The 1091-nt window shown below is 54.9% G+C and carries 1 protein-coding gene; it reads left to right on the top strand.

Annotated elements, in window-relative coordinates; translation table 11 throughout:
• Nucleotides 1–270 precede the first annotated feature (270 nt).
• Nucleotides 271–1091 (top strand): IS110 family transposase (locus tag RX972_RS29010; RefSeq protein WP_316880719.1); only part of this gene is annotated, 821 nt, incomplete at its 3' end.

The raw sequence follows: 1091 nt of genomic DNA, 5'->3' as shown, positions 1-1091 counted from the left end.
CTCCTTGTATGTTGCTCCTGCACCAAGGAGAAGGGTTAGTCTCTAAGGTGTGACATACGAGAAATACGTTTCTGGGGGAGGCCGATCGCTCCTGAAGGCAGGACTAAGTCCTGACCTTGTCTGTAGAGAGGCCCCCCCGCCTCATTGCCCACCACGAAGAGTATCGAGAAGCCGACAAGTCGGACTTCGCATTACAAGGTTGCAGTGGCATGAAGTTCGAGGTCGGGGGAACCGGAGACATTCTTACCTGATTTCTCTGGAGTTAAAAGCATGGGGTTGTATATCGGTATCGACGTTGGGTCTCGCAGTTGCGCCATGAGCTGGAGGGACAAGGGCCGTGTGGCAGGGTCTTGGGACATTATCCAGACGCCGAAGGGACGCAAGGCAGCCGTGAAAAAGCTGTTGTCCCTCAAACCCGTGGCGGTGGTCATGGAGGCGACTGGAGTTTATTACCTGGATCTGGCTATTGAGCTGGCCGCAGCGGGTTTGCCGGTCTCGGTCATTAATCCGAAAAGCTTCCATAACTTTGCCAAACTTACGCTGACAACCAGTAAGACTGACGGAATCGATGCGCAGTTATTGGCCGAGTATGGCGAGCGCATGACACCCCGATTATGGGTTGCTCCTACGCCGATCCAGCTGGAACTACGAGCCATTGGTCGCCATATCAACCGCCTGACCTGCCACCGCACTCGGGCAAAGAACGAGCTGCATGCGTTGCAGGCGACTGAAACCTCAATGGCGCTACTCATCGAGGATGAGGAAGAGGCGATTGCTATGTTCGACAAACGAATTGAACGCTTCAGGGTTGCAGGCCGTGAGTTGATCTCGACATGCCCCACACTGAGTGCGCAATTCAAGCACATGATAGCGGCACCGGGGATGGGGGAAGTTTCAGTGTTTGCGGCTTTGGCTGAGCTAACCACGTTGCCCACGACGCTGAAATCATCTCAGGTGAGTCGTCATGCGGGACTTGATGTGCGGCTGACGCAGTCCGGGACCAGCATCAATAAGCCTGGTCGTATGAGCAAGGCTGGGAACGCCTATTTGAGGTCTGCGATGTTTATGCCCTCTATGACAGCGGTGCGTTG

Source organism: Pseudomonas syringae group sp. J309-1 (assembly GCF_032582135.1).
Taxonomy (GTDB): Bacteria; Pseudomonadota; Gammaproteobacteria; order Pseudomonadales; family Pseudomonadaceae; genus Aquipseudomonas; species Aquipseudomonas quasicaspiana.
The sequence above is the reverse complement of the archived record's forward strand: the minus strand, read 5'-3'. Positions and strand labels throughout refer to the sequence as shown.